The sequence below is a fragment of the Xanthomonas sp. 3793 genome, assembly GCF_024806835.1.
Classification (GTDB): Bacteria; Pseudomonadota; Gammaproteobacteria; order Xanthomonadales; family Xanthomonadaceae; genus Xanthomonas; species Xanthomonas arboricola_F.
The window spans coordinates 236,043-253,729 of the sequence record NZ_JANTYU010000004.1; the positions used below are offsets into that span (position 1 = coordinate 236,043).

Annotated in this window: 13 protein-coding genes and 1 other RNA gene; 8 read left to right on the plus strand and 6 right to left on the minus strand. The window is 65.4% G+C overall.

The features are described 5' to 3' along the window. The first annotated feature begins 65 nt into the window (after positions 1-65). The gene (locus FHY18_RS14545) at positions 66-329 is read left to right on the plus strand and encodes a hypothetical protein (RefSeq protein WP_259156359.1); all 264 of its coding nucleotides are present in this window, start codon (positions 66-68) and stop codon (positions 327-329) included. Next, positions 283-2,226, plus strand: a complete 1,944-nt coding sequence (locus tag FHY18_RS14550) for a prolyl oligopeptidase family serine peptidase (protein WP_259156361.1) — start codon at positions 283-285, stop codon at positions 2,224-2,226. The genes FHY18_RS14545 and FHY18_RS14550 overlap by 47 nt, the downstream gene beginning before the upstream one ends. Positions 2,227-2,230: 4 nt before the next feature. Here FHY18_RS14550 and FHY18_RS14555 read toward each other — a convergent pair. The 3 genes from FHY18_RS14555 to ggt form a co-directional block, all read right to left on the minus strand. Next, a non-coding RNA gene (locus FHY18_RS14555) (sX9 sRNA) lies at positions 2,231-2,306 on the minus strand. A 75-nt stretch (positions 2,307-2,381) separates the two neighbouring features. Next, the gene (locus tag FHY18_RS14560; protein ID WP_259156362.1) at positions 2,382-4,220 is read right to left on the minus strand and encodes a methyl-accepting chemotaxis protein; all 1,839 of its coding nucleotides are present in this window, start codon (positions 4,218-4,220) and stop codon (positions 2,382-2,384) included. Between the two features lie 77 nt (positions 4,221-4,297). Continuing rightward, positions 4,298-6,007: a gamma-glutamyltransferase gene (gene ggt / locus FHY18_RS14565; protein WP_259156363.1), complete on the minus strand. Its 1,710-nt coding sequence runs from the start codon at positions 6,005-6,007 to the stop codon at positions 4,298-4,300. A 643-nt stretch (positions 6,008-6,650) separates the two neighbouring features. On the opposite strand from ggt, the gene ilvC reads away from it, so the two are divergent. The 5 genes from ilvC (at position 6,651) to FHY18_RS14590 (ending at position 12,427) form a co-directional block, all read left to right on the plus strand. Next, complete coding sequence (ilvC, locus tag FHY18_RS14570; RefSeq protein ID WP_046964004.1) at positions 6,651-7,652, plus strand: ketol-acid reductoisomerase; 1,002 nt, start codon at positions 6,651-6,653, stop codon at positions 7,650-7,652. 44 nt (positions 7,653-7,696) lie between these two features. Beyond that, entirely contained in the window at positions 7,697-9,418 is a 1,722-nt protein-coding gene (gene ilvG, locus FHY18_RS14575; RefSeq protein ID WP_259156368.1) for an acetolactate synthase 2 catalytic subunit, read from the plus strand. After that, positions 9,402-9,659, plus strand: a complete 258-nt coding sequence (locus tag FHY18_RS14580) for an ACT domain-containing protein (protein WP_259156369.1) — start codon at positions 9,402-9,404, stop codon at positions 9,657-9,659. Before ilvG ends, FHY18_RS14580 begins: the two co-directional genes overlap by 17 nt. A gap of 90 nt (positions 9,660-9,749) precedes the next feature. Next, entirely contained in the window at positions 9,750-10,868 is a 1,119-nt protein-coding gene (locus tag FHY18_RS14585; protein ID WP_276577282.1) for a threonine dehydratase, read from the plus strand. Next, positions 10,865-12,427, plus strand: coding sequence for a 2-isopropylmalate synthase (locus FHY18_RS14590; protein WP_259156373.1), 1,563 nt, complete (start codon positions 10,865-10,867; stop codon positions 12,425-12,427). Before FHY18_RS14585 ends, FHY18_RS14590 begins: the two co-directional genes overlap by 4 nt. Positions 12,428-13,218: 791 nt before the next feature. Here FHY18_RS14590 and leuB read toward each other — a convergent pair. The 3 genes from leuB to leuC form a co-directional block, all read right to left on the minus strand. Then, positions 13,219-14,292 (minus strand): 3-isopropylmalate dehydrogenase, encoded by a 1,074-nt coding sequence (leuB, locus tag FHY18_RS14595; protein ID WP_259156374.1) that lies wholly within the window; start codon positions 14,290-14,292, stop codon positions 13,219-13,221. A gap of 80 nt (positions 14,293-14,372) precedes the next feature. After that, positions 14,373-15,020 carry a 3-isopropylmalate dehydratase small subunit gene (gene leuD, locus FHY18_RS14600; RefSeq protein ID WP_039519096.1) on the minus strand — a complete coding sequence of 216 codons (648 nt, stop codon included), beginning with the start codon at positions 15,018-15,020 and terminating at the stop codon, positions 14,373-14,375. Between the two features lie 67 nt (positions 15,021-15,087). Continuing rightward, positions 15,088-16,536: a 3-isopropylmalate dehydratase large subunit gene (gene leuC, locus FHY18_RS14605; protein WP_259156384.1), complete on the minus strand. Its 1,449-nt coding sequence runs from the start codon at positions 16,534-16,536 to the stop codon at positions 15,088-15,090. 118 nt (positions 16,537-16,654) lie between these two features. Between leuC and FHY18_RS14610 the strand changes: the two genes are divergently transcribed. Beyond that, the gene (locus FHY18_RS14610; RefSeq protein WP_259156387.1) at positions 16,655-17,533 is read left to right on the plus strand and encodes a LysR family transcriptional regulator; all 879 of its coding nucleotides are present in this window, start codon (positions 16,655-16,657) and stop codon (positions 17,531-17,533) included. Positions 17,534-17,687: the final 154 nt, after the last annotated feature.

Consider the following 17,687-nt stretch of genomic DNA (forward strand, 5'->3'; position numbering starts at 1 on the left):
GCCGCGAGCGGGCGCATGCGCGGTTGGCTGCACGGCGCACTGACCCGCCAAACGGACGCTGCGCGATGAACGCAGCCGTGCAGCTGACATGCCCAGACATTTTCGCGGCACATCGGCTGGCTAGCGTGGCCGCACAACAACCAGAAACCTGCTCTCTCTCCTTGCCGCCGCATTCCGGCGGCATTTTTTACGCCCTCTTGCAGCCGATGGCCGCGATTCGTTATCGTCGCGTGAAACAGGGGATGGACAACGCGAATGCAATGGATGCAACGGTGTGCGTGGATGGCAGCAGTGTTGATCGGAGCGGCCGGACCTGGTGCAGCGGCTGAGCCACTACCGGCAGAAGCCTTCGTCGAGTCCGGCCCGATTTCCTCGCCCGCGATGTCGCCGGATGGCAAGCATCTGGCGGTCAGCGCCGATCTTGGGGACGGCAGCTACGCGCTGGTGGTGTACCGCATCGCCGACATGCAATCCACCACCATGCTGCGCCTGCCCCGCTACGAATTGCCGGTCCGCATCGCCTGGGTCAGCGATCGGCGCCTGGTGATCGGCAAGGGTCGCAAGCTCGGCTCGCTGGAAGAACCGGTGCCGATGGGCGAGATCATCGCCACCGACCTGGACGGCGGCAATCAGCGCTACGTCTACGGCTACCAGCAGAGCACGCGCAATGCCGGGCTGGAGCGCGGCTTCGGCTACATCGAAGGGCTGCCGAGCCGGCGCAACGGGCACTTCTACATGCGGCGGCTATCGCTGGATTCGCGCCATTCGATGCTGTACGACGTGGATGCGAGTACCACCGCCCACCGGCTGATGGCCGACATCGACGTGCCGCGCCTGAGGTTTGTGCTCGACAACGCCGATGTGGCGCAGTACGCATACGGCACCGACGACAACGACAATTCGCTGCTGTTCCGCCGCAGCGGCAACGGCTGGACACCGCTGACGCAGGTCCAGGCCAATTGGCGTCCGATCGCCTTTGCCGAACAGCCCAATCGTGTCTATGGCTGGCACAGCGTCTCCGGCGGTCCGGCGGCACTGGTGTCCAGCGACCCGGACGGCCAGCAGCGCAGCGTGCTGGCATCCGACCCGTTCTACGACGTGGACGATCTGCAATGGGGACCTGCACCATTTGCGCCGTTCGCGGCACGACTGGGACCGGGCCAGCCTGCGCTGCGCTATGTCGCGCCCGACAGCGCACAGGCGCAGTTGCATCGCAGCCTCAGCCAGACCCTGGCTGGTCAGTACGTGGATTTCATCAACTTCACCGAAGATGGCAACGCCGTGCTGCTGAAGGCCTATAGCGACCGCGATGCCGGCGCCTGGTACATCTTCAATCGCCCGACCAATACGCTCAAGCTGGTCATCAAGGCCCGCAGCGCCCTGCCCGCGGCACGGATGAGCGAGCGGCGCATGGTGCGATTCCAGGCCCGCGACGGGCTGACGCTGGACGGCGTGCTGACCGTTCCGGCAACGGCCGCCCAGGGTGCGCCACTGCCAATGATCCTGCTGCCGCATGGCGGCCCGCATACCGACGGCGATGGTTGGGCGTTCGACACCGATGCGCAATTTCTCGCCAGCCGCGGCTATCTGGTGCTGCAGGTCAACTACCGCGGCGGGCAGGGACGCGGCCATGACTTCGAACGTGCGGGTTATCGCCAGTGGGGCGAACGGATCCAGGACGATCTGGTGGATGGCGTGCGTTGGGCGATCGACCAGGGCATGGCCGATCGGTCGCGCATCTGCAGCTACGGTGCCAGTTTTGGTGCGTACGCGGCGATGATGGTGCAGGTGAAGGCACCGGAGCTGTTCCGCTGCGCGGTCGGTGTGGCCGGTATCTACGACCTGCAGATGATGTACACCAGGGGCGATATCAATCAGAGCGCGTACGGCACCAATTACCTGGAGCGCGTGATCGGCCGCGACGCCGCCGAGCTTGCCGCGCACTCGCCGGTTTCGCTGGCCCAACGCATCAAGGCGCCCGTGCTGTTGGTCCACGGCGAAGAGGACGAGCGTGCGCCATTTGCCCAGGCCAAGAGCCTGCGGGCTGCGCTGACCCGTAGCAGCAACGCGCCCGAATGGATGGCCGTGCCCAAGGAAGGCCACGGGTTTTACAAGGACGCCAACCAGATCGCCTTCTATCGCACCCTCGAGCACTTCCTGGCCAAGCAGCTGGGCAACCCGACAACCGCATCGGCGGGCAACCCGACGCCGGCCACACCTCAGTAAGAGCGGCGAACAAAACCTAGCGAGCCGTCGTCAGCTGGGTGTGGGCGGCGCGGCGGAACCGGAGCGTACGGGTGGCACATGCCACGCCGAGCACCGGCCGCGACCGCCTGGCGGCCGTACAGCAATTTCATCGGCGGCCCTGACGCCAGCCGTCGTCACTCCAGCGTATACCCCACCCGCAGGCCGCCCCAATGCTTGCGGCCGACGAAGATCGGTGCAGACAGGTCGAACATGATCTGGCCGGTATCGCGGCGATAAACCTGCAAACGATAAGGGTCGGTGTGCGCGCCCACGCTGCGGCCGACGCGGTCGGTGAACTTGCGCTTGGTGCGGTTGCCGACCAGATCGCGCTTGGCATCGCCGGTCAGCGGCTGGGTGAAACGCAGATTGTGGGTAGGCACATAGCCGTCGGGATTGGCGCAGATGGCGAATACGATCCACGCATGCGCATCCAGCAGCGGCTCCTGCAGCGGGGGCAGCACCTGATCGCAGACCGCGTCGAAGTCGGTACTGAACTTGGGCGGCTCCACCCCGGCAATCGGCGTGTAGGTGCGCGCGAACAACGCCGCTTCGTCGATCTGCCCGCGCGCGATGGCCTGCGCCAGTGCGGTGCCGATCTTGCCCGCCGTAGCGACGGCAAGTTCCTTGACGCGCGCGTGCCTGGGCACCTGCAATGGATCGGGCGGCAGGCGGAACAGGCCCACGCAGTCGCGCAGGGTTTCGGTGCCGCGCTCCAGCGCCTCGCTGCGTTCGGCCACGTGCGCGGCATGCTGCAGGTTGCTGCGCCCCAGCGCCACCACACCATCCACCGCACGCTCGATCCCGCGAATTTCGCCATCCTGCGCCTGGATGCGCCCGGCTACCGTGGTCATCGCGCTACTGGCCTGCCCAAGCACGTGGGTGATGCCATCGAGCACTGCCTCGGTGCCACGCGCGGAGGCAGCGCCCTCGCCCACCGCAGCACTGGTCTCGGCCAGGATCGCGCGCACATCGCGCGCCGCCGCCGCGGCACGTTCGGCCAGACGGCGGATCTCGGTGGCGACCACCGCAAAGCCGCGCCCGGCGTCGCCGGCATGCGCCGCTTCGATGCTGGCGTTGATCGACAGGATATTGGTCTGAAACGCCACCGAGTCGATGACTTCGATGACCTCGCCGGCACGTGCGGCGCGACGCTCCACCTCGTGCATGGCCTGGCCCAGGGCGTGTGCCGCGGCCACACCCTGGCGCGCGCTGTCATCGGCGCTGGCGGCCAGCGCGATCACCTGTGCCAGTTCGGCATTGACGTCCTGCAGGCTCGACGACAGCCGCTCCACCGCCGTGCGGGCGCCGTCCAGCGCTTCGGTCTGCGCCTGCGATTGACGCACCATCTCGTCGTTTTCGGCCACCAATGGCGGCACTTCGGCGGCGATCTGCACCGACAGCGCGACCGCCTGGCGGATCGCTTCGGCCAGATTGCCGAAGCCGGCCTGCAGCCGGCGGCCCATCTCGTTGTCCGCCAGGCCCGGCGGGAGCAGCAGTTCCAGCTCGCAGCCGGCCAGCGCCTGCGCAGTGCGCTCCAGCACGGTGCGGTCTTCGTGCTCGGCCTGTAGCCGTGCCACCAGCGGCTGCAGCAGCGGCGAGATCGGCACCGGGCGACTACCGTCGGCCAACCGTGTGGCTTCGCGCAACAGGATTGCGGTTTCGACGTGCGGCAACGACAGCATCCAGCCTCCGTGCTCGCGGTCGCGGATGTAACGCACGCGCCGGGCCGGGTCGTCGCCCGGTGCGGCCCACACCCCTTCGTCGCCGACCAGGTCGGTGACGCTCAATCCCCACAGCACGGAGGCCGGCAAGCCTTCCAGTTCGCTGGCGGTCTTGCCCAGCACGTCCAGGCCGGCGCGATTGCAGGCCACCACATGCGCCTCGACCGAGAGCCGCAACAAGGCAACCGGCGCGTCGGGGAGCAGGGCCGCACGCGTGTGCGACGGCAGGTCAGGCGAGTGCATCGAGCTCATGGGGATTCCTAATCCATCGGTGTGGTTAGCGGCGCGCGGCAGGCAGAGTTGAGCCGCACTCATCCGTGGCGGTTGGCTCAGTAACCGGCCGCCTGCCCGTCCTTGCGGCTTTCCGACGCGCCGTAATACACGCCATTGCCCGGGTCGCGGGCGATCGCCTGATAGCCGCCATACGGGCCGTCGGCAAAGATCACCCGATGGCCTTTGCGCATCAGTGCGCGAATGGTGTCGTAGGAGAACCCGGTCTCCAGATTGAGCTCGCCGCCGTCACTCATGGCGGTGGCCTGGCCAGTCGGCTCGGTGGAGCCCTCGTGCTGGATGCGTGGCGCGTCGCCGGCCTCCTGCAGATTCATATGGAAATCCACCAGGTTCATCACGATCTGCACATGCCCCTGCGGCTGCATCGCCCCGCCCATCACCCCGAAGCTCAGCCACGGCTTGCCGTCCTTGGTGACGAAGGCCGGGATGATGGTCTGGAACGGCCGCTTACCCGGCGCGTAGCCGTTGGGGTGGTCCTTCTTCAGCACGAACATCTCGCCACGGTCCTGCAGGATGAAGCCCAGCCCCGGCGGCGCCATACCGCTGCCCATGCCGCGGTAGTTGGACTGGATCAACGACACCATCATGCCGTCGGCATCTGCCACGGTCATGTAGATGGTGTCGCCTTCTTCGAGCTGCTTGGGCGTGCCCGGCTGCACCTCCTTGAGCGCCTTGTCCATGGAGATCAGCGCGCGACGCTGGGCGGCGTAGTCCTTGGAGACCAGCCTGGCCAGCGGCGCGGGCTGGAAGGCCGGGTCGGCATAGAAACGCGCGCGGTCGGCGAAGACCAGCTTCTTGGCCTCGGTGAACAGGTGCACGTGCTCGGCCGAGCCGAACGGGATCTTGGAGAAGTCGTAGCCTTCCAGGATGTTGAGCATCTGCAGCGCGGCGATGCCCTGGCTGTTGGGCGGCAGCTCCCACACGTCGTAACCGCGGTAATTCGTGCTGACCGGCTCCACCCATTCGCCCTGATGGCTGGCCATGTCCGCATAGCTCAGGTAGCCGCCATTGGCCTTGAAGTAGGCGCCGATGGTGCGGGCGATATCGCCCTTGTAGAACGCATCGCGGCCGCCGTCGGCGATCTGCTGCAAGGTGTTGGCCAGGTTCGGGTTCTTCCACAGCTCGCCCTTGCGCGGGGCATGGCCGTCGATGGTGAACTGCTCCTTGAAGCCGGGGTACTGCGACAGCCGCGGCACCGAGCGGTCCCAGTAATAGGCGATGGTTTCGGCCACCGGATGGCCTTCGCGCGCGTAGCGGATCGCCGGGGCCAGGTTCTGCGCCATCGGCTTGCGGCCAAAGCGCTCGTGCAGCGCGAACCAGCCATCCACCGCGCCCGGCACCGACACCGGCAACGGGCCGGTCGGCGGAATGTCCTTCAGCCCGCGGCGCTGGAACTCGGCCAGGGTCAGCGACCTGGGCGAACGGCCTGAGCCGTTGTACCCATAGAGTTTGTTGGTCTTGGGATCCCAGACGATGGCGAACAGATCCCCGCCCACCCCATTGCCGGTCGGCTCCATCAGGCCTAGCGCGGCATTGGCGGCAATCGCCGCATCCACCGCCGAGCCGCCGTTCTTCATCACATCCAGCGCGATCTGGGTGGCCAGCGGTTGCGACGTCGCCGCCATCGCATGCGGGGCGATCACTTCGGAGCGGGTAGCGAAGCCCTGCCCGGTGATCCGGTCGGCGGCACCGAGAGACGGCGCCAGCAGCGTCAGAGCAGACACAAGTAAGACGGGTACGCGACGCATGATCCAGAGCTCCCCACGACACAACGAATGAAGGACCAACCATACCAGCGGCCTTGATCGCAGCGCTCGATCCCAGCCACACTGCAGCGATAAAACCGCGCAGTTGGTGACGCACATCGGCGATGTCGGCAAGTCGTCGATCCAGTTTCATGGGAAACCATGCTGCTGTCATGAGGCTTCGCGCTCGGTAAGCGGCACCGATCCAGCTGTTTCACCCGCAAGGGTTGACACCCTACCGGCAGCGATGGTTATCTCAACGCATGCCGCAACGCACCGCCACCACGAACGCCCTCCTGACCGCGCCCTTGGGCGCGACGGCAGCGTCGCTTCTCGTGCTCGTACTTATTACCTCGCCAACCGGTGCGGGACGCGGCTTCGTGTAGGTAACAGACACACAAGGCTTCGATCAGACCCCGCACCGGCAACGGCGCGGGGTTTCGCGTTTCAGGGACCCCCAAAAGTTTCGAATGACATGAACGACACCACCGACATCGCCGCAGCCCCTTCCATCAGTGCCAGCAACTGCGCTGCCGCAAGCCTCCGCGTGCACGGTGTTCTCGCTCATCCCCGCTTTGTTCGGCCAACCAGCCTCTGCGCTGCTAGCTGATCCCTTTCCCACTGCCAACCCCGCAAGGACTACTTCATGAGCAACGACACCCAACCGAAAATCGCGATCATCGGCTACGGCAGCCAGGGCCGCGCGCATGCGCTGAACCTGCGCGATTCCGGCTTCGACGTCACCGTCGGCCTGCGTCCCGGCGGCCCCACCGAATCCAAGGCCCAGGCCGACGGCTTCACCGTCGTGGCGCCGGCCGAGGCGGTGAAGAGTGCCGATCTGGTCGCGATCCTGACCCCGGACATGGTGCAGAAGAAGCTCTACGAAGAGGTCATTGCCCCGAACATGAAGCAAGGCGCCTGCCTGCTGTTCGCGCATGGCTTGAACGTGCATTTCGACATGATCACCCCGCGTGCCGATCTGGACGTGGTGCTGGTCGCGCCGAAGGGTCCCGGCGCGCTGGTGCGTCGCGAATATGAGATCGGCCGCGGCGTGCCGTGCATCTATGCGGTCTACCAGGACACCAGCGGCAAGGCCGAGCAGTTCGCGCTGACCTATGCCGGCGGCCTGGGCGGCGCGCGCGCCAACATCATCAAGACCACCTTCAAGGAAGAAACCGAAACCGATCTGTTCGGCGAGCAGGCCGTGCTGTGCGGTGGCGCCTCGTCGCTGGTGCAGGCCGGGTTCGAAGTTTTGGTGGAAGCCGGCTATCAGCCGGAGATCGCGTACTACGAAGTGCTGCACGAACTGAAGTTGATCGTGGACCTGTTTTACGAAGGCGGCATCACCCGCATGCTGGAATTCGTGTCCGAAACCGCGCAATACGGCGACTATGTCAGCGGCCCGCGCGTGATCGACGCCAGCACCAAGGCACGCATGAAGGACGTGCTGACCGACATCCAGAACGGCACCTTCACCAAGAACTGGGTGGCCGAATACGAAGCCGGCCTGCCGAACTACACCAAGTTCAAGCAGGCCGACCTGGAACACCCGATCGAAGAAGTGGGCAAGAAACTGCGCGCCAAGATGGTGTGGCTCAACGGCGAACAGCAAGCCGCTGCCGCACCAGCAAATCAGCAAGCGGCATAACGCCGCCGCATCCCCCACCGTTTAACACCGAAGGTCCGCAACGCATGAACACCTCCGCACACAGCACGCCCCGCAACGGCGCGCGCTGGCTGACGCAGGCCCTGGAAGCCGAGGGCGTGGAAACGCTGTTCGGTTATCCGGGCGGCACCATCATGCCGTTCTACGACGCCCTGGTGGATTCCAGGCTCAAGCACATCCTGGTCCGTCACGAACAGGGCGCCGCCCTTGCCGCCAACGGCTATGCCCGTGCCAGCGGCAAGGTCGGCGTGTGCGTGGCCACCTCCGGCCCGGGCGCGTCCAATCTGGTGACCGGCATTGCGGACGCAATGCTCGATTCGGTGCCGATGGTGTGCCTGACCGGTCAGGTCGCCACGCCGCTGCTGGGCACCGATGCCTTCCAGGAACTGGACGTGTTCGGCATGACCATGCCGATCGTCAAGCACAGCTTTCTGGTGCGCAGCGTGGACCAGTTCCCGGAGATCGTGCGCGAGGCGTTTCGCATCGCGCGCGAAGGCCGCCCGGGCCCGGTGTTGATCGACTTGCCCAAGGACGTGCAGATCGCCGATGCCTCGCATCTGCCAGATCATGTGCCGGCGGCAGTGTTGCCGCCTCCGGCCCCGGAAGATGCGAAATTGGCCGAAGCGCTGGCGGCCATCGCCAGCGCCGAACGCCCGGTGGTGTACGGCGGTGGCGGCATCGCCCTGGCCGGTGCGGTGGAGGCGTTTCGGCGCTTTGTCGAAGCCACCGGCATTCCCACCGCGCTGACCTTGCGCGGCCTGGGCGCGCTGCCGCATGCGCATCCGGATTATCTGGGCATGCTGGGCATGCACGGCACCCGCGCGGCCAATATGGCGATCCAGGAATGCGATCTGTTGGTGGTGGTCGGCGCACGCTTCGATGACCGTGCCACCGGCAAGTTGAGCGAATTCGCACCATTCGCGCGCGTCATCCATCTGGATGCCGATGCGTATGAAATCTCCAAGCTGCGTACGGCCGACATCGCCGTGCCCGGCGATGTGGCGGTCAGTCTGAAGGCATTGAGCGCAGCACGTGGCAATTGCCAGGCATGGCGCACGCGCTGCTTTGCCAACCGCGAAAAATTCGGCGCGCGTTACGACGCGCCCGGCACCGATATCTACGCGCCGGCGCTGCTCAAGCGCCTGAGCGAAGTGGCCCCGGCCGACACCATCATCGCGTGCGACGTGGGTCAGCATCAGATGTGGGTGGCCCAGCATTGCCGCTTCAACGATCCGCGCAATCACCTCACCAGCGGCGCGCTCGGCACGATGGGCTTCGGCCTGCCGGCGGCGATGGGCGCGCAGTTCGCCTGCCCCGACCGCACCGTGGTGCTGGTCTCCGGCGATGGCAGTTTCATGATGAACGTGCAGGAGCTGGTGACGATCGCGCGCTGCAAGCTGCCGGTGAAGATCGTGCTGCTGGACAACAGCTCGCTGGGCATGGTGCGGCAGTGGCAGGAGCTGTTCTTTGCCGAGCGCTACAGCGAAATCGATCTGTCCGACAACCCGGATTTTGCCGCGCTGGCGCAGGTGTTCGGCATCCCGGCCAAGCGCATCATCGCGCGCGGCGATGTGGATGCGGCACTGGCGGAATTGCTGTCCCAACCCGGCCCCGGCCTGCTGCACGTTGCCATCGACGCACGCGCCAACGTATGGCCGCTGGTGCCGCCCAACAACGCCAACAGCACCATGCTGGACAGCAATCCTGCACACGCGGCCAAGGAGACGACACATGCGTTACCGGCTTGACCTGGTGCTGAAGCCGGCCGAAGGCGCATTGGTGCGGGTGATCGGCATGACCGAGCGCCGCGGGTTCCGCCCGTGTGCCATCCAGGGCGCCGCCGCGCCGGACGATGCCGGGCGCTGGCACCTGCAGTTGGACGTGGACAGCAGCCGGCCGCCGGAAACACTGCGGCTGCAGCTCGAAAAGGTGTACGACTGCGAGTCGGTGGTGATCACGGCACTGGAATCGATCGAGGCCGCCGCATGACCACGCAGACCTGGGCCACGCAAACCTCGCGCGACCACCAGACCACCGTCCGGAGGTGTCTTCTTCCGGATCGGCCGCGCGCGTGCCGCAATGCCTGATTCCGGCCGCCCCGCTTCGCAGGAACCAGACGTAGGCGACGTGGCCGTCAGCGTGGCCGACGTGCTGGCCGCGCAGGCCCGCCTGCGCAAGTACCTGTCGCCCACGCCGCTGCATTATGCCGAGCGCTTCGGCGTGTGGCTGAAGCTGGAAAACCTGCAGCGCACCGGCTCCTACAAGGTGCGCGGCGCATTGAACGCGTTGCTGGCGGGGCTGGAACGTGGCGACGAGCGTCCGGTGATCTGCGCATCGGCCGGCAACCATGCGCAAGGCGTGGCATGGTCGGCATACAGGCTGGGCGTGCAGGCGATTACGGTGATGCCATACGGCGCGCCGCAGACCAAGATCGCCGGTGTTGCGCACTGGGGCGCCACCGTCCGCCAGCATGGCAACAGTTACGACGAAGCGTTTGCGTTCGCGCGCGAGCTGGCCGACCAGAACGGCTACCGTTTCCTATCCGCCTTCGACGATCCGGATGTGATCGCCGGGCAAGGCACGGTCGGCATCGAACTGGCTGCGCATGCGCCGGACGTGGTGATCGTGCCGATCGGCGGCGGCGGCCTGGCCTCCGGGGTGGCGCTTGCGCTGAAATCGCAAGGCGTGCGCATCGTCGGCGCGCAGGTGGAAGGTGTCGATTCGATGGCCCGCGCCGTACGCGGCGATCTGCGTGAAATCGCTCCCGTCCCCACCCTGGCCGACGGCGTGAAGGTCAAGATTCCCGGCTTTCTGACCCGCCGTTTATGCGCGAGCCTGCTCGACGATGTGGTGATCGTGCGCGAAGCCGAATTGCGTGAAACCCTGGTACGCCTGGCGCTGGAAGAGCACGTCATCGCCGAGGGCGCCGGTGCGCTGGCACTGGCCGCCGGTCGCCGTGTTGCAGGCAAACGCAAATGTGCGGTGGTCTCTGGCGGTAATATCGACGCAACGGTTCTGGCCGCACTCTTGTCCGAGGTGCGGCCGCGTCCGCCACGCAAACCGCGGCGTCGCAATACCGAACGACTCCGCAACGAACGCAGCGTCAAGCCCATACCCCAAACACCCGCTCTTTCCCGCCCATCCGCAGTCGCTTCAACGCCTGTCACCGCCATCGCCGTAGAGGAGTCTTCCTGGTGAACACGACCGTATCCAACCAGACCCCGCGTATCCGAATTTTCGACACCACCCTGCGCGACGGCGAGCAATCCCCCGGCTGCAGCATGACGCCCCAGCAGAAGCTGGTCATGGCGCGCGCGCTGGACGAACTCGGCGTGGACATCATCGAAACCGGCTTTCCGGCCAGTTCGCATTCGGACCGCGAAGCTGTGGCGATGATCGGCCGCGAGCTGCGTCGTCCCACCCTTGCGGTGCTGTCGCGCTGCCTGCAGGCGGATATTGAAACCTCGGCAAAGGCGCTGGAAGCTGCAGCCAACCCGCGCCTGCATGTGTTCCTGTCCACCAGCCCGCTGCACCGCGAGCACAAGTTGCGCATGAGCCGCGAACAGGTGCTGGAATCGGTGCACAAGCACGTGACGCTGGCGCGCGGCTATATCGATGACGTGGAGTTTTCTGCCGAAGACGCGACCCGCACCGAAGAAGATTTCCTGGCCGAGGTCACCCGTGTGGCGATTGCGGCCGGTGCCACCACGATCAACCTGCCCGACACGGTGGGCTTCACCACGCCGGAAGAGATCCGCGGCATGTTCGCGCGGCTGATCGCCAGCGTGGAAGGCGCCGACAAGGTGATCTTCAGCGCGCATTGCCACAACGACCTGGGCCTGGCGGTGGCCAATTCGCTGGCAGCGATCGAAGGCGGCGCACGCCAGGTGGAATGCACCATCAACGGCATTGGCGAGCGTGCGGGCAACTGCGCACTGGAAGAAATCACCATGGCGCTGAAGGTACGCGGTGCGTTCTACAACATCGATTCGTCGATCAATACTCCACGCATCGTCTCCACCTCGCAGTTGCTGCAGCGCCTGGTCGGCATGCCGGTACAGCGCAACAAGGCGGTGGTCGGTGGCAATGCGTTCGCGCACGAGTCGGGCATCCACCAGCACGGCATGCTGCGCCATCGCGGCACCTACGAAATCATGCGTCCGGAAGATGTGGGCTGGGAATCGTCGCAAATGGTGCTGGGCCGCCACAGCGGCCGTGCAGCGGTCGAGCAGCGCCTGCGTGCCCTGGGATATCTGCTGGAAGAAGAAGAGGTCAAGCTGGTCTTCGAGCAGTTCAAGGCATTGTGCGAAAAGCAGCGCGTGGTCACCGACGCGGACCTGCAGGCATTGATGCAGGACGCCACCGTGCAGGAAGGCTACCGCCTGGCCTCGATGACCATCAGCGATGTCGGCAGCCGTGCCAATGCGCTGGTGGAATTGTCCGACCCGGAAGGCAATCGCGTCGCCGAGACTGCGCAGGGCAACGGCCCGGTCGATGCCTTGTTCGGTGCGCTGGCCTCGGCCACCGGCGTGAAGCTGGAGCTGGACAGCTACCAGGTACACAGCGTAGGCATCGGTGCGGACGCCCGAGGCGAAGCCAGCCTGAGCGTGCGCCACGACGGCGTGGAGTACGAAGGCACCGGCACCAGCAAGGACATCATCGAAGCCAGCGCACTGGCGTGGCTGGATGTGGCCAACCGCCTGTTGCGTCAGCGCGAGCGCGGCGTGGTCGCCGGCAAGACGGCTGCGGTGGCGTAGCGCTGTCATCTGCTAAACGATGTAAATCTGACGGCCGGCGGAGTGATCTGCTGGCCGTCTTGGTTTTTGGTGGTTGGTGATTTGAACGTTTTCTAAGAATGCATTGCTTGCCGATCAGCAGCCGCGAAGAGTGGGAGCGCGGCGCCACATCGACCAATCCCACGCACGACGTCTGCCGGTTTCGCGCAAACGCCTCGATCACTGAGGGCGCTTGCACGCGTACCAGCGTGGGACACGCCGCAAGTACGTCCCTGTAGGCTCTTACGCGGCATCCATGCCGCGTAAGGTCCCACGCCGGTACGCGCGCAAGCACCTCCGAATAGTGTTGGTGGCTGAAGGAGAAGCGTTACTTGATTGATTGATCATGCTTTGGAGCGCGACCTTCGCTGGCGGAATCATGGCAAAGCAATAGACGAAAAACTGCATCGACTACCGACTACCGACTGCGGAATCTGCAAGCATCACGCCTACCAAAAGGCATTGCTTGCCGATCAGCAGCCGCGAAGAGTGGGAGCGCGGTGTCGCGTCCGGGGGCGGGACCGTGTGGCGGCATGGATGCCGCCACCGAGCCTCCACGGACGGATTCACGGCGTGTCCCGACACCGGATGCGGCACCGCGCTGCCGCCCCCCCCCATGCCTGCAAGTCCTGCGCACGACATCCGTAGGTTCATGCAGATGCTTTGGTTGACTGATGTGATCACGGATGAGGCAGACGCCAAACGAAAGTGGCCATCGTCTGAAGAACGATAGCCACCGGTAAAGCCACGACGCCTCGGGGAAGCGAGCGCTTTTACAGCGCGGCCACCACTGCATCACCCATTGCCACCGTACCAACCTTGGTCGTGCCTTCCGACCAGATGTCGGCGGTGCGCAGGCCCTGGTCGAGTACCTTGCCGACCGCTTGCTCGATCGCATCCGCCGCAGCCGATTGCGCAAACGTATAGCGCAGCATCATTGCCACCGACAGGATGGTGGCCAGCGGATTGGCGATGCCCTTGCCTGCGATATCCGGCGCCGAGCCATGACATGGCTCGTACATGCCCTTGTTGTTGGCATCCAGCGAGGCCGACGGCAGCATGCCGATCGAGCCGGTGAGCATCGACGCCTGGTCGGACAGAATGTCGCCGAACATGTTGTCGGTCACGATCACATCGAACTGCTTGGGCGCGCGCACCAACTGCATCGCCGCGTTGTCCACGTACATATGCGACAACGCAATGTCCGGATAGTCCTTTGCCACCTCTTCGACGACTGCGCGCCACAGCTGGCTCGATGCTAGTACGTTGGCCTTGTCGACCGAGCACAGCTTCTTGCCGCGCAGGCGTGCCATCTCGAAGCCGGCCTTGGCAATGCGGCGGATCTCGCTTTCACTGTATGGCAGCGTGTCGTAGGCCTGACGCTCGCCATTTTCCAGCGTGCGCGTGCCCCGCGGCTGACCGAAATAAATGCCGCCGGTGAGCTCGCGCAGGATCAATAGATCCAGCCCGGACACCACTTCAGGCTTGAGCGTGGAGGCATCGGCCAGCTGCGGATACAGCAGTGCCGGGCGCAGATTGGCGAACAACCCAAGCTGCGAGCGGATCTTGAGCAGGCCCCGCTCCGGGCGCAACGAAGGATCGATGGTGTCCCATTGCGGCCCACCGACGGCGCCCAGCAGCACCGCGTCGGCAGCGCGCGCGCGCTCCAGCGTTTCGTCGGCCAGCGGGCTGCCGTACTTGTCGTAGGCCGCGCCACCCAGTTCGTCGTACACCAGGCTGAAACCCAAACCATGCTGCGCATCGATGCGCGCCAGCACCTTGACCGCTTCGGCCATGATCTCCGGGCCAATACCGTCGCCGGGAAGAATCAGAATCTGCTTGCTCATGCAATCCTCGTGGAATGACGCAACAGCGCCAGTTAGTTCAATGTGCCGCGGCGATCACCGCGCAAACGTCACTGCACAACTCACTGCAGCGCGCCGAACAGCCACGGCTGGCGAGCGCGATGGTCTTGCTCGAAGCGGCCGATCGCATCGGCGTCCTGCAGGGTCAGGCCGATGTCGTCCAGCCCGTTGAGCAGGCAGTGCTTGCGGAATGCATCGATGTCGAAGCCGTATTCCACGCCATCGGGGCGGCGCACGCGCTGTGCGGCCAGATCCACAGTGAGTTGATAGCCTTCGGTGGCCAGGCATTGCTCGAACAAGGCGTCCACTTCCGCTTCGGCCAGCACGATCGGCAGCAGGCCGTTCTTGAAGCTGTTGTTGAAGAAGATGTCGGCAAAGCTCGGCGCGATCACCGTGCGGAAGCCGTATTCGTCCAGCGCCCACGGCGCGTGCTCGCGCGAGGAACCGCAGCCGAAGTTCTCGCGCGCCAGCAGCACGCTGGCGCCCTGATAGCGCGGGAAATTGAGCACGAACTCCGGATTGAGCGGGCGCTGGCTGTTGTCGCGGCCGGGCTCGCCGATGTCCAGATAGCGCCATTCGTCGAACAGGTTCGGCCCGAAACCGGTGCGCTTGATCGACTTGAGGAATTGCTTGGGAATGATCTGGTCGGTATCGACATTGGCGCGATCCAGCGGCGCCACCAGTCCGGTGTGTTGGGTGAAAGGGGTCATTGGGAGAGGCCGGGATTGGGGATTGGGGATTGGGGATTCGAAAAAGCTGGAATGCGCAGACCCGTCTTTACGAATCCCGAATCCCCACTCCCGAATCCCCGAGTTCACGCACATCAACAAAATGCCCGCTGACCGCCGCCGCTGCGGCCATCGCCGGGCTGACCAGATGGGTGCGGCCACCGGCGCCCTGGCGGCCTTCGAAGTTGCGGTTGGAGGTGGAGGCACAATGTTCGCCGCTGCCCAGCTTGTCCGGGTTCATCGCCAGACACATCGAGCAACCCGGCTCGCGCCATTCGAAACCGGCGTCCAGAAACACCTTGTCCAGGCCTTCGGCCTCGGCCTGCGCTTTCACCAGACCGGAGCCCGGCACTACCAGCGCCTGCTTGATGGTGGAGGCGACCTTACGGCCCTTCGCAACCGCAGCGGCCGCGCGTAGATCTTCGATGCGCGAGTTGGTGCACGAGCCGATGAACACGCGGTCCAGGCGGATCTCGGTGATCGGCTGATTGGCCTTCAGCCCCATGTACTTCAGCGCGCGCTCGATCGAGTCGCGCTTGGTCGGATCCTGTTCGGTTGCCGGGTCCGGCACCTGCTGATCCACCGCCAGCACCATTTCCGGCGAGGTGCCCCAGCTCACTTGTGGCTTGATGTCCTCGGCACGCAGTTCCACCACGGTGTCGAAGTGCGCGCCCGGGTCGGAGACCAGCGTCTTCCACAGCGCCACGGCAGCGTCCCAATCCGCCCCCTTGGGCGCGAATGGGCGGCCTTGGACGTACGCGATGGTCTTGTCGTCCACTGCCACCATGCCCACGCGCGCACCGGCTTCGATGGACATGTTGCAGATGGTCATGCGCCCTTCCATCGACAGCGCGGCAATCGCGCTGCCGGCAAATTCCAGCGCATGCCCGTTGCCGCCAGCGGTGCCGATCCTGCCGATTACCGCCAGCACGATGTCCTTGGCACTCACGCCAAACGGCAACGTGCCGTCGACACGCACCTGCATGTTCTTCATCTTCTTGGCGATCAGGCACTGCGTGGCCAGCACATGCTCGACCTCGGAGGTGCCGATGCCGTGCGCCAGCGCGCCGAACGCGCCATGCGTGGAGGTGTGCGAATCGCCGCAGACCACGGTCATGCCCGGCAGGGTGGCGCCCTGCTCGGGGCCGACCACATGCACGATGCCCTGGCGCGCGTCGTTCATCTTGAACTCGAGGATGCCGAAGTCGTCGCAGTTCTCGTCCAGGGTCTGCACCTGCAGGCGCGAGACTTCGTCGGCGATCGACTCCAGCCCGCCCTGGCGCTCGGCACGCGTGGTCGGCACGTTGTGGTCGGGCGTGGCGATGTTGGCATCGATGCGCCACGGCTTGCGCCCGGCCAGGCGCAGGCCTTCGAACGCCTGCGGCGAGGTCACTTCATGCAGGATGTGGCGGTCGATGTAGATCAGCGACGAACCATCGTCGCGGCGCGTGACCTCGTGCAGGTCCCACAGCTTGTCGTACAGCGTCTTGGCAGTCATTGCGGCGATCCGGTTGGCGGATGGTGGGAGCCCCACCTGGCTGCATTCGATGCTAGGAGCTTGAATTGGATAACGCAAATTCATATTGTTTATTCAACAAATGAATTTCAGGAATGGCATGGATCTGGCGAGCCTCAGCGCCTTCGTGGCGATCGCCGACAGCGGCAGCTTTTCGGCGGCCGGTGAGGCGCTGCATCTGACCCAACCGGCAGTAAGCAAGCGTATTGCCTTGCTGGAGGGGCAACTATCCGCGCGGCTGTTCGATCGCCTGGGCCGCCAGGTGGTGCTGACCGAGGCCGGCCAGGCCTTGTTGCCGCGCGCCCAACGCATCCTTGCCGAGCTGGAAGACACGCGCCGCGTGCTGGAACACCTGGGCGCTTCGGTCGGCGGGCGCCTGAGCCTGGCCACCAGCCACCACGTTGGGCTGCATCGGCTGCCGGCGTTGCTGCGCCGCTTTGCCGCGCAACATCCGCAGGCCGCGCTGGATATCCAGTTTCTGGACTCGGAACTGGCCTATGCGGCGGTGCTGCGTGGCGAGGTGGAACTGGCGGTGACCACGCTGGCACCGGAGACGCGTGCGCCGCTGCGCGCGCAGCCGATCTGGCACGACCGCCTGCAGTTCGTGGTGGCGCCGGATCATCCGTTGGCCGCCCTGCGTGAGGTGGCGCTGGACGATGTGGTGGCGCATCCGGCGGTGCTGCCGGACCCGGGCACCTTCACCCACCGCATCGTGGCCGGGCTGTTCGCCGAGCGTGGCCTGGTGCCGCATCTGCGCATGACCACCAACTACCTGGAGACGATCAAGATGCTGGTGTCGGTGGGGCTGGCCTGGAGCGTGCTGCCGGAGCGCATGATCGACCATCAGATCGTGGCGCTGCCGCTGGCCGATGTAGCGCTATCGCGCGAGTTGGGATGCGTGACGCATGGCGGGCGCACCTTGTCGCGTGCCGCGCAAGCCTTCGTTGCGTTGTTGCATGCGCAGCAAGAACAGCCCTAGCGAGCCTGCGAACAACTCATGGCCCCTTGAGAGAGCTTGCCATCTGGCCTAATCGCGACAATCGTCATTGATGAAAAAATCAAACACTTGCGAGCGACCCGGCCTGTCTTGGACGTCGATCGGCAGGCTATGAACGGTTTGTTCAGAGCTTCCC

Excerpts from the sequence above, each read along its gene's own strand:
- FHY18_RS14585 (WP_276577282.1), top strand. The coding sequence starts at position 9,750 with ATGCCTGATTCCGGCCGCCCCGCTTCGCAGGAACCAGACGTAGGCGAC.
- leuC (WP_259156384.1), bottom strand. The coding sequence starts at position 16,536 with ATGACTGCCAAGACGCTGTACGACAAGCTGTGGGACCTGCACGAGGTC.
- FHY18_RS14545 (WP_259156359.1), top strand. The coding sequence starts at position 66 with ATGAACGCAGCCGTGCAGCTGACATGCCCAGACATTTTCGCGGCACAT.
- leuB (WP_259156374.1), bottom strand. The coding sequence starts at position 14,292 with ATGAGCAAGCAGATTCTGATTCTTCCCGGCGACGGTATTGGCCCGGAG.
- ilvG (WP_259156368.1), top strand. The coding sequence starts at position 7,697 with ATGAACACCTCCGCACACAGCACGCCCCGCAACGGCGCGCGCTGGCTG.
- leuD (WP_039519096.1), bottom strand. The coding sequence starts at position 15,020 with ATGACCCCTTTCACCCAACACACCGGACTGGTGGCGCCGCTGGATCGC.
- ilvC (WP_046964004.1), top strand. The coding sequence starts at position 6,651 with ATGAGCAACGACACCCAACCGAAAATCGCGATCATCGGCTACGGCAGC.
- FHY18_RS14560 (WP_259156362.1), bottom strand. The coding sequence starts at position 4,220 with ATGAGCTCGATGCACTCGCCTGACCTGCCGTCGCACACGCGTGCGGCC.
- FHY18_RS14580 (WP_259156369.1), top strand. The coding sequence starts at position 9,402 with ATGCGTTACCGGCTTGACCTGGTGCTGAAGCCGGCCGAAGGCGCATTG.
- ggt (WP_259156363.1), bottom strand. The coding sequence starts at position 6,007 with ATGCGTCGCGTACCCGTCTTACTTGTGTCTGCTCTGACGCTGCTGGCG.
- FHY18_RS14550 (WP_259156361.1), top strand. The coding sequence starts at position 283 with ATGGCAGCAGTGTTGATCGGAGCGGCCGGACCTGGTGCAGCGGCTGAG.
- FHY18_RS14610 (WP_259156387.1), top strand. The coding sequence starts at position 16,655 with ATGGATCTGGCGAGCCTCAGCGCCTTCGTGGCGATCGCCGACAGCGGC.